Origin of the sequence: Mucilaginibacter sp. (assembly GCF_036383575.1) — a bacterium.
In the GTDB taxonomy this organism is placed as follows: domain Bacteria; phylum Bacteroidota; class Bacteroidia; order Sphingobacteriales; family Sphingobacteriaceae; genus Mucilaginibacter.
Window position 1 is genome coordinate 1 of the sequence record NZ_DASVOB010000035.1, and the last position, 11,287, is coordinate 11,287.

Below are 11,287 nucleotides of genomic sequence, written 5' to 3' on the forward strand. Positions count from 1 at the left end.
CCATAGCCATTCCCCGGTTTTCGGCGCTGACCCTTTTTACGGCGATGGTGCCAAATGACGGAAAAACAAGCGACATGCCAATACCGGTAAGCCCCGCCCCCACTATGCCCATTACTGCTGATGTGGCAGACCAGATCAAAAGCTGCCCGGCTATCTCAATCAGTAAAGATATCATAGCCACCCTTGCGCCGCCAAATTTATCCGGGAACCCAGCAAAAAATATCCGCACGACAACATAGCCTGCACCAAAAGCGGTGATAGCAAATGACGCCCCCTGCCATGATTGTTGTATAAAAAACAAGGTTATAAAGGAGGCAATCCCGCCAAATCCGATACTGGCAAAAGCCAAACCTGTACCCGATTTCCATACCAGGTTTACAGCCTTGTAAAATGGCAGTCGCGCCAGCTGTTTTGGCAATTGCACTACCGGCAGCATTAACATGGCAAGAAAGCTGATGGCTGGTAACAAGGCAAGGGCGGCAAACGCAATTGTAATTGACCATTGTGTTTGCAAAAATATGCCCAATGGCGCGCCGCAGGCCATGCCGCCATACATTCCCATGCCGTTCCACACCATTACTTTACCCGTATTTTTGGGACCTACGAGGATAAATCCCCAGGCAAAAACACCGATAACAAGGTAACTTTCGCCAATGCCCAATAAGATCCGGCCTGCAATTAATGCCGATAAGGAAGCAACAGGCATAGCTGTTAGTAATTGGGAAAACAGGCAAAAAATACCGGAGACGGATGAGATCAGGATCCCGGTGATCACCGCCTGCCTGCCGCCTTTTGAATCGGCCATTTTACCGGCAAAATGACGGGTGCATAGCGTGGCTGCATATTGCAGACCGATAACCACACCTACCACCAAATTATTAAACCCAAGGCTACCATGCACGTAATTTGGTAAAACCCCAAGTGAAATACCCATGATCAGAAATTCAAGGAAGATCATCCCGAAAATGGTTATCAGCACACTGAAGATCTTATTATTTTGCCCGGTATCGCCGGACTCAGGAGCAAGCACGTTTTTTATTAATGTTGACATTTACATATTTATTTTGACCGCAAAGATACCGTGCTGCAATTCCGGAAACATTGATATGAATCAATAAACGCAGGCTCTTAAAACGGCAAAAATGTAAACATCCACTTCACCGGGTTATTGCTGTCTTTTCCGATAAAACCGGCAACCGGTAATTTAACCAATATACTATTCCATCCCTTTTTTAAATAGATCTTTATGGGTTGCCTGTATTCATAACCTTCATCAACCAATGGCGCTTCCAGGTTTCCTTTTCTCCCGGCAAATTTAAGAAATGGTGGTTTAACCAAACTACCGTTTACCCAAACCTCACTTCCCCTCTCATCCCACGTACCGGGCCCGGGGGTATCCGTGGTATATGATCTCGACAAGTTATTAAAGCCTATCCAACAGTTTTGATACCCATCTGCATCGCTGCAGATCTTTGTGGAGGCGTACCATGTTGTATTTTCTTTGGGGTGTGGGATCAAGCCATTTACTAAGGGATACCACCAATGCCTTAATATTAATGTACCGCCCTTTGCGGTAAACGAATTACTATCCTTAAACGATGGATCGATTTCGGGTTTAAACCTTGCGGCAAGGTTACCTGCATTATCATAGGGCCCGTAAAAATCCCAAACCAAATCCCTTTGCCGGTGATAAGAGAACGGCAATGTTTTGAAATATTGTTGTTTTTGATCGATCAAACGGCTCTCAAACTCTTTAAAATTGTTTAATGCCGATGTATCTCCAGCCGGGATAGAAGCAGTCCATCCCGATCTCCCCCCGCCTCTCCATGATCGTTCGGCGAAGGCGAGCATAGCCGGATATACCGGGTTCATGGTTAACAGGTCTTCCTGGCGGTTTACCGCGCGGTCGTTCCACAGGCAGATTTCACCGCCTAATACATTGTTATTGCCCACCGGGGCATCACCGATCATCCGGTAAAAAAGGGTAGTTACACTTTCGAGCGGATCCATGTGGTTAAGGTACATGTGCCGCGAGTCGATATATTTTACCTTTTTATCTACGGGGCCTTCCTTCATCCATAACTGCCTGATGGTGTTTTGAGGCACATTACCGCCGGGGCTCCATCCTATTGTTTTTACACCGTATTGCTCAACTGCATGGCACATCTCCGGTAAAAACCCAACATTGCTGATCTTTACCTCATCCCCGCCAATATGCAGATAAGTTGGTCTGTAAGTTTCACACACCTCCCGGGTAATCTCTTTCAATATCTTTATACCGGTATCGCTTTGCATATCGCAATGAAAAGCCCGCTTAAATGCATCGCTATGGCCCGGCATATCAATTTCAGGTACGAACTCTATGTGCCGATCTTTGCAAAAACGTTGTAATTCTTTTACATCATCAACAGTATAAAATTGCCCCTTATCGCGCAGCATATTCTCCGGGCGGGTTAATTCCGGATATTTTTGGATCGCTAAACGCCAGGCTATATCCTCTGTTGCATGAAAGTGAAATACATTCAGTTTGTACAAAGCCATCCTGTCGATCTGTTGTTTTAGCTGTTCTACCGATTGATAATTACGGCCTACATCAACCATATAGCCCCGCCATGCAAAAGCCGGCCAGTCGGTTATATCACAGGCATCCAGCATTACATTGTCTCTTAGTAATTGTATTAACGTTTGAATACCATTGAAAATACCATGAGCTGTATTGGCTGTTATTTGAACCCGTTTTTCCGAAACCTGTAAATGGTAAGCCTCATCTGCCAGCCTCGGCGCTTTAACTTTAGCGAGCTTTAATGCGATATAAGGTTTATTGTCAACTGAATCATGACTAATGGACGGTTCGCCATTTGCCTTCAACAATTGCTCAAGAATATTAGCTTCATTTGCCAAACCTTTATCCGCAATAATTGAGCTGCACTTGTAAAACGGAAAAAAACCGGGCAGCCATTTTAACGATTGCGGCATTGGAAGCAAAGACGGCTTCGATCCGAGGTCAAAAACATAGGGATAGATCAGGTGTTTCCAGATCAGGTATCCTTCTCCTTTTAGATGCAACCCGTCGTTGGTCAGTTCGGGCCTAAGCAGCCCATCGGCTCCGCAAAAGGCATCATGAATGTTGATGTAGGTATAATGACTACTGGCCGCACCTGACTGAAGCTTTTTATTTACTTCAGTAATTTGAGCCGACTTACCAGTATGCGAGCCAAACTTATTATAGATTTTATTGACCGGCAAAATGCTTTGTATGTATACCGAAGTAGCAGGCGTTTTTTCATGGAGATAATTGGCGATCAGCATGATATTTTTAACCACGCTGTCCGGCGGTGTATTCCGCGAAAGATCATTTACACCGATGAGCAGGAAAACTTTTGCAGGTTTACGATCGGCCGTTTCCGGTAACCTAGCAATTACGCCCGCGCTGATATCCCCGCTAATGCCGCGGTTTTTGATATGGCTATCGCTAAACAGCTCGCTCCATTCAGCCCCATCGGTAATGCTGTTCCCTAAAAAAATGATATCATCTGTAGTTTTGGGCAGCGTTTTAAAATGGCTTACCCGCTGCTGATAATAGGTAGAAAACAGAGAATCGGGATAAACAGGTAATTGTACCTGCGCAACCGTCATCACCCTGAAAACAAGCAGACAGCAAAAGGTAAAAAAGATCCGTTTACCAATCATGGCTGGTAAAAACTATCTGTTTATAATCATCCTTTTCATACAGGATGCCTACATGCTTTTGATCAACCGCAACCAGGTCCGAGTACGCGCTATAATCTCCTTTATAACCTTCGGGCGATTTGGCTATAATATAGTTCTGTTTCCACGTTTTACCTTCATCATAGCTAATGCGGAGGGTAAGGTTATCCCGGTGCAGGGTATCGGCATCATTACAAACAGCCAGGATTGCTTTGCCTTTGCTTTTACCGATATTTAAAATACTTCCCTGGCAAACAGGATCGGGCAAGTGGGGATCAAAATAAGTGGTATCCCAGGTTTGCCCACCATTGCTGCTTGTGGTAACGATACGTTGTTTTATATTACCCAACTGATTGCGGATATTCATCATCAGTTTATTGCCACTGAGTTCAACCGCCATATTTTCATTGGCACCGGGGAAACTCACTTCATCGCTCAGCTTGAATGTTTTGCCATGATCGTCTGTATAATAACCAAAGGCCCGGCCATCCGCGTAATGCTTTTGCGGTTCGCCTGCAGAGTGGTTAGCTGCTATGTAGATCCTGCCTTTATATTTCCCGGCGGCCAGTTGTATGGCGTGACCGGGGGTATTGGCATAGCTGCGCCAGTCTTCATTAAAGTTATAAGCGCTGTTAACCTGCGGCTGTTTAGGTTTGTGAACCTGCAAGGTAATATTCACCGGGGCCGACCAGCTTAAACCATTATCTGTTGATGTTTTATACCACACCTCGCGTAGTCCTTTTCCCTTGCGCACCATATTTTCCGGTGCATTACCTGTATTGTAAAAAAGGAACAACCTGCCTTTAGGATAAGCCGGATCAGTATTATCAACCACGGGTGCAGCATTGCCTGTTTGCAACGTATCATTAGAGGCAACTACTTGTAAAGCCTCCCAGGTTTTGCCGCCATCAGCGCTTCGCTTCGATACAATTTGGATATTACCAAAATCGCCGCTGCCGTTTACCCTGCCTTCAGCAAAGGCAAGCAGTTCACCATTAGGAGCTTTAATGATGGCCGGGATCCTAAATGACTTATACCCGTCCGCTCCCGATTTAAAAACTGTTACTTCCTGCTGCTGTGCGTAAACAGAAGTAATAAACAGGCAGATTAATATGGATATGATTAATTTCTTCATCTTATTTCAGTTGTTTTAATAATTGCATACAATACCATTCCTGGCGGGGTAAATGAAAAGGTCCTTTAAACAAATTGCCTTTAGCTGTTTGAGCCAGGCTGCCATCTTTGTGCAGATAGCCAAACCACTCGCCGTTTACCGGGTCATGAAATTTATCATAAGCATAATCATGCACCATTTTGTGCCAGCGGGCATATTTTTCGTTGCCGGTGAGTGTGTAGGCCAACAGCGTAGCTATGATAACCTCATTATGCGGCCACCAGAATTTCATATCCTGCCAATATTCCTGTACGGGTTTGTCATAAACATCGCGGTAATATAAAATACCGCCATGTTCTTTGTCCCATCCGCGTTCCCACATATAATCCAGCATGGTGCAGCCAAGTTCAATCAGGTGCGCATCGTTATTACGGTATTTGGCTTCATGCAAAATAAACCAGGCACCTTCCATCGCATGACCGGGATTTAATATGCGCCCGTCGATATGGTCAATGATACTTCCGTCGGGCGCAACTTGTTCCATCACACATTTGATATCATGCTTCACAAAATCGCTCTCAATTTCTTTGATCCATTTTTCGATATACTCGTCGCAACGCGGGTCGCCTATGGTTTCGCGTAATTGCTGTGCTGTATTGATCATGATCATGGGTACGCCAATGCCTTTTGAGGGACGATTGGACGTAAATTTAGGAGGAAACAAACCGGGTACGGTGGCATATTCGATACATTTACCAAACAAGTCCCTCGCCTTTTGAGCGATGATCTCATCGCCCGATGCTTTGGCATAGGCCGCCATTGCGATAACCGCGAACGTTTCGGAAAAAAAATAACGACGTTTACGGATCGGGCTCCCATCACGCGTTACGTGGAAAAACATTTGCCCATCGGTATCGAAGCAATGGTCAAGCAAAAAGTTAATACCCGAACGTGAGCCGTCCAGCCATTCCTGTTTAGGTTCAACGGTGTTATATAAAGTTGCCAGCAGCCACGCGGCCCGGCCCTGGATCCAAACGGCTTTGTCATCATCTATCAGGCTGCCGTCCTGGTCACGCATGAGCAGGTAGCCGCCGTATTGTACATCAACAGAGCGGGGAAACCAAAACGGTACGGTATCCTGTAGTAATTGATGCTCGTAAAATGTTTTTAAGGTATGTAAGTCGGTATCAGAATAACTCATTGTTGTAGATTTAATAAAACACGTTTCCCTTTTCATGCAACTGCATGGTAAAAGTTGGAGCGGGCAGCCCCGCTTCATTAATTAAATTAGCCCTGGTAAATGGCTGCATGGCGTAGTTAATCCCCCTGATATTTTCACCGGCAGAAATTGAGAGATATACCTTGTTCGCTTTGATGGTACCAGTTGTTAAAATGCTTTGCCCTTTATTATTGATCAACTCAAAACCGATCAAGGCTTTACTGTTTGCAGTTTTTAACTGCGTAGCAAATTGAAAGGAGATCACAATTTGATTGCCGGTTTTACGGGCTGTTAACGGTTCAGGCCCATTGGCTTTAACAGGCTGGTGATAGGTATAACGCGCTGCCAGCGAGGCCAGCCTTTCCCCTATTTCCTTTTTGTTGGTCGGGTGCACGTTCAATGAATCGCCGAGATCGAAACTTACGGCCATTTGTGTATTGGGGATCCTTTTTTGCAGTTTGCGCTGTGCATCCCTGAAGACCGGCCACGAAGGCCTGTTGATGCCAGATAACTGTACCGTGTAAAAAGGCAGATCAGCCCCCCATTTTTGCCGCCAGCTGTTTACGAGTGTTGTAAACAAACGACTGTAAAGTTCAACGTTATGGGCATTGCTTTCGCCCTGGTACCATAGCACGCCTTTTACCGGGAACCGGGTAAGTGGATCAATGGCGGCTTCGTAATTATAACAAGGTTCATAGCTGTGACGCTGCTTTGGGTTGACAGCATTTTTGAGGTTGATGGCCACCCTATCCCGGCAAAAAGCCATTTCATAATCCGAGGTACGCCAGTTGTTCAGCATATCGACCAGTTGATCATCATGCTCCATGGTATACCGGTCTATCCATGATTCGGTTGGTGAGCCGCCTACAGCCATTTCAATCAAGCCTATAGGCACCCCGGCATCCTTCGATATCTTTTGCCCGAAATAATAAGCCACTGCCGAAAACCCGGCTGCCGAACTGCTGTCACAAACTTTCCACGAACCGGAAAAGAAATCCAGTTTATTAGCTTTAGATAAGCTTACCGAATCCCAAACTACCGGATCAGTCTCAGCTTGCAGGTTAAGCTTGTATAAATGCAGTTTGGTGTTCTTCGATGCAGACTTTATGGCGGAAACCGCCTCTGCCGACCGGCTCAGGGGAAAATACATGTTAGATTGCCCTGCACAAAGCCAAACATCTCCCATTAAAATATTGCTGAGGGTAATACTGGTATCCTTAGCGCTCACCTTCATTTGAAGAGGCCCGCCTGCTTTTGATGAAGGCAGCATCACTTTCCATTCGCCATTTTCATTGGTCTTTGCTTTAGTGACGGCACCTTTGAACTTAACGGCGACTTCATCACCGGCATTAGCCGTGCCATATACCGGGATGGGTCGGTCACGCTGTAATACCATGTGATCGGTAAATACGGCAGGTAACTTCAAGCCACCATAATTTCCGGTAAGCCTGCGGTAAACAGTCCCAGCCAGTATCGAAGCGCCTTCTTTATCCGGGTGCAAATTATCGGCAAAAAGATCGGGCCGGTTGTAAAGCGGTTTGTTAAAATCGATCAGATCAGCATGATTTGCTTTTGCAATCAAAGGAATGAGGTTTTGAATCTGCCAGTACCAATCCCTTGTACCCGATTTAAACCTCGGGTGCCCACTGAAAATAGGGGTTAACCGGCAGATAAAGATATGTACATGCGGGTTGGCCTTCCTGATGGTATCGATCAACCATGCGTAATCTGCTTCAAAATTTTGCCTGTAATCCGGCCAATCTCTCGGGTCGGTATCGTTCAACCCGAGATGAATAATTGCTACATCCGGTTTAGCATTTATCAGTTCCTTAAACTCCGGCGTTCTATAATATGGATTATGCCCGTTTTTCAGCAAAGTAGCACCGCTATGCCCAAAGTTTAAAACCTGGTATTGATTCCCCTGCAGTTTCTGCAGTTGAGCAGGATAGCTTTCCTGTGCGGGATTGGCCAGACCATAACCATAGGTAACCGAATTACCAACACAAGCTATTTTAATAACCCCGGTTTGGGCATATAACTGTTTTACCCCAATTAATAAAGCAAACAGCAGTAAAGGATAATACTTGTTCTTAAATTTCATCTGCTAAATTTTAGGAATGGAATAAATCAGGCATCGGCGTATTCGTCACGTGCCGGTCGCAGAAAGTACAGCTGTACGGCAAGTGCAATGAGCACTACAGCCGCCAGCATGGCAAAATCGGCCCCGAGGTTCCCGGCATCTGATGATTTGCCCAAGCTATCCGTTATGAACGCGCCGAAAAATACGCCTGTCATGTTCATAATGCCATAGGCTGTCGCCCGGTACTTCGCCGAAACAAACTGACACAGAATAGGCATATTGTTGGCATCAAACATGCCATAACCCAGTCCGAAACAGATCCCGGCCCCCAAAACGTATATCAGTGAATGGCCGTACCCCATGAGTAAGAGCGCAGGAATGGTAAGGGCCAGGCCGATAGCACTGGTAAATACCCTCCCCTTCTTATTTCCCTGCACCCACTTATCGGACAAAAGCCCACCCGTGATCACCCCTATAAATGAGGAAACAGCTATGGTGATGGTAGAGAGCGGCCCGGCGGTTGCCATATCAATATGCAGGTTTTGAGCGAACAGCGTAGGCAGCCAGTTTTTGGTAGCCCAACCCGGCAAACTGGAAACCGCAAAATAAAACAGGATAGCCCAGAAAGCCTTGTTGCTTATTAAAGCTGCCAATCCTTTGAATAAATTATTGCCCTGTTTTACGGATTCCCCCTCAGGTATACTTACATAGCCCGTTTTATCTTTTTCTTTCAAAAACAGGATCAATATCACTGAGTATACCATACCAACAACTCCAAACGATTGAAAAGTAGCCTGCCATGAAAAAGCGGCCGCGGCTGTAGCACCAAAACCGCCCAGCGCCTGCCCAACATATAAACCCGTCATATGAACACCCACAGCAAGCGACCTCGATTTGGCCGTATGAAAATCAGCTATCAGCGATAGCCCGGCTGGAATATACAAGGCCTCGCTAACGCCCATAATGGCACGAAGGATATAAAGCTGGTTAAACGTGGTGGCATACCCCATGGCAAACGTTACACCCGACCAAACAAACAGACTGCAAACAATTAACCATTTGCGGTTCAACCTATCGGCAATAATTCCCGAAACAGGGCTCATCAGTCCGTAGATCCACAGGAATACGGCCATCAGGTAACCAAAATTGGTTGCAGATTTGAGTTCGGCTATATCTATTTCCATGGCCGGTTTCATGACCGAGAGCATTTGCCTGTCCATATAATTGAGCAGGGCTACTACCCATAATAGGGCAACCACAAGCCAGGGATAATTTTTTCCTTTTTTCATTTGCTATTGAATTTTCCCATGCTAATGGCCGCAGTGCGGATGCCCGGTTTGATCTCCCCACCGGGAATAAATACTGCTTTATTCCACATCACTGCTGTTGTGGTTACCTGCCCGTAAAAGGGCAATTCGCCCACTTTTTTCCAGGCGTGGTTAATGGTATTAAACCGGTAAACATCTTTACTAAAACCCGGGTGATTATTTAATAAGGCTAATTTTTGTTGTTGCAAGTGCTGCTTCTCCTCATCTGTTTTGGCCTTCGCTATAAGCGAGTTGTATGTTTCTATCTGATGGAAGGTCGTTCCTTTATCTCCGCCAATTAATAATATATCATGTTTACCGGCAGCCACCCCAGTTGCCGCCGAAATATTTATCGGTTGTTTACCATCAGTCACATTGCCCAGTTTAGTCCATTTGTTATGGAATGGATCGTAGCAAAAAGTATAACCATGCAAATCGCTTATGCCCGATGCCGTTGCACTCCTGCCGCCAATCACATAAACACATGGATGTTTCCCGTTGGATTGTGTAACGGCAACAGAATGTGACATGGCTACCGGCAAATCCGCGAAAGGTTTCCATTGCAGATCTTTATCGGCCATATTAAGCGTAAAGCATTTTGCAGATGGTTTGCCTTCGCTTTCGCCGCCTATCAAATAAATTACTCTTCCGATACTGGTTATGCAGGCATTAGATAGTGATATCGGTAACGATGGTAATGGTTTAAAAGCAACATACTTCTTCTCCTGATCCCAATTCATTAAGAATACATCGATGCTTCCCGCACTTGTTTCTGTTTCACCTCCTGCACAAACAACACCTTCGGGTATAGTTGTACTTGCGCCGTAAGCAATTTTTTGCAGGAGATGATCTGTTTTAGGTTTAAGCCAGTTGAATTTACCATTCGCAGCTTTTTCCAAAACAAAAACGTCATCATAATGAAGCTTTTTGCCACCCTGCCATGGCATAGCGCCATCGGCAAAGTTTGATCCTCCTGCAACGATCAAAACACCGTTGTTGGTGCCTGTAAAAACACCTGCCAAGCCCAATTGCTTATTTGACCCGGGAGCCGGAGGGATCTGTGTGGGTACAGACCAGCTTATTTTTTCTAAATCCTTATCCTGGGCCATGGTATGGCCCGCCAATGCGATGCTGCCTGTCATTAAAAGTAAATAGATTATAAATTTCATTATTACAGGTTTGCAGTGGGCGCAACTGATTTGAAAAGATCGAAGCCCAGTTCAGAAACATCTAATTTAAAGTTTTCAAACTGTTCTGCCGTCATATTAGCAACCGGAAGCCTAAATTGTCCGCAATCCACACCAACTAACTTCATATAAGCCTTGCCTGTGGCAATTCCACCGTATTTGCCCAACAGGCGGATCATATCAATTGATTTTTGCTGCAATTGCTGCGCCCTGCTCAAATCATTACTGTTAAAAGCCTCAATAAGTTCATGATATAATGGCGCAGCATAATTAAAGGTGCTGCCTACCGCGCCTTTACTCCCCACAGCCAGGGCCGAAAGCATATTTTCATCCCTGCCCCAAAGCATATCATATTTACCGTTTTGAAAGTTGATGCAGCTTTGAAAATCCATAAAATCCTCATGGGTATATTTAATACCGGCAAGGTTATCCATCTTGCCATCCAAAGCTTTCAGCAATTCTAACATAGAGAAATTGCCTCCCGTTAACACCGGGATATGGTAATAATAAAATGGCATATCCGGAACGGCTGAGGCTACGGCAACACAGCTTTCGGCCAGCATATTTACGTTGGCTGGTTTAAAATAAAATGGAGATGTCAGTGATACAGCATATAATCCAATCTTCTGAGCGTGTTTAGCCAGATCTATACAATCGGCCAGGCAGGTTCCT

At 45.4% G+C, this 11,287-nt stretch carries 8 protein-coding genes; all 8 read right to left on the reverse strand.

All coding sequences use genetic code 11. From position 1 onward, the window contains the following. On the reverse strand, window positions 1–1,051 hold a 1,051-nt coding region (locus VF500_RS01145), incomplete at its 3' end, for an MFS transporter (protein WP_330857911.1). A gap of 77 nt (window positions 1,052–1,128) precedes the next feature. After that, window positions 1,129–3,690, reverse strand: a complete 2,562-nt coding sequence (locus VF500_RS01150) for a family 20 glycosylhydrolase (RefSeq protein ID WP_330857912.1) — start codon at window positions 3,688–3,690, stop codon at window positions 1,129–1,131. Continuing rightward, window positions 3,680–4,843, reverse strand: a complete 1,164-nt coding sequence (locus VF500_RS01155) for a sialidase family protein (RefSeq protein WP_330857913.1) — start codon at window positions 4,841–4,843, stop codon at window positions 3,680–3,682. The genes VF500_RS01150 and VF500_RS01155 overlap by 11 nt, the downstream gene beginning before the upstream one ends. A 1-nt stretch (window position 4,844) precedes the next feature. Beyond that, window positions 4,845–6,023 (reverse strand): AGE family epimerase/isomerase, encoded by a 1,179-nt coding sequence (locus tag VF500_RS01160; protein WP_330857914.1) that lies wholly within the window; start codon window positions 6,021–6,023, stop codon window positions 4,845–4,847. 10 nt (window positions 6,024–6,033) lie between these two features. Beyond that, entirely contained in the window at window positions 6,034–8,142 is a 2,109-nt protein-coding gene (locus VF500_RS01165) for a GDSL-type esterase/lipase family protein (RefSeq protein WP_330857915.1), read from the reverse strand. Between the two features lie 26 nt (window positions 8,143–8,168). Continuing rightward, window positions 8,169–9,410, reverse strand: a complete 1,242-nt coding sequence (locus tag VF500_RS01170; protein WP_330857916.1) for an MFS transporter — start codon at window positions 9,408–9,410, stop codon at window positions 8,169–8,171. Then, window positions 9,407–10,597: a galactose oxidase gene (locus VF500_RS01175; RefSeq protein WP_330857917.1), complete on the reverse strand. Its 1,191-nt coding sequence runs from the start codon at window positions 10,595–10,597 to the stop codon at window positions 9,407–9,409. The genes VF500_RS01170 and VF500_RS01175 overlap by 4 nt, the downstream gene beginning before the upstream one ends. Before the next feature lie 2 nt (window positions 10,598–10,599). Further along, the coding region (locus VF500_RS01180) for a dihydrodipicolinate synthase family protein (RefSeq protein ID WP_330857918.1) at window positions 10,600–11,287 on the reverse strand (688 nt) is incomplete at its 5' end.

Coding starts and splice junctions, on each gene's coding strand:
- VF500_RS01150 (WP_330857912.1), bottom strand. CDS start 3,690: ATGATTGGTAAACGGATCTTTTTTACCTTTTGCTGTCTGCTTGTTTTC.
- VF500_RS01170 (WP_330857916.1), bottom strand. CDS start 9,410: ATGAAAAAAGGAAAAAATTATCCCTGGCTTGTGGTTGCCCTATTATGG.
- VF500_RS01155 (WP_330857913.1), bottom strand. CDS start 4,843: ATGAAGAAATTAATCATATCCATATTAATCTGCCTGTTTATTACTTCT.
- VF500_RS01160 (WP_330857914.1), bottom strand. CDS start 6,023: ATGAGTTATTCTGATACCGACTTACATACCTTAAAAACATTTTACGAG.
- VF500_RS01165 (WP_330857915.1), bottom strand. CDS start 8,142: ATGAAATTTAAGAACAAGTATTATCCTTTACTGCTGTTTGCTTTATTA.
- VF500_RS01175 (WP_330857917.1), bottom strand. CDS start 10,597: ATGAAATTTATAATCTATTTACTTTTAATGACAGGCAGCATCGCATTG.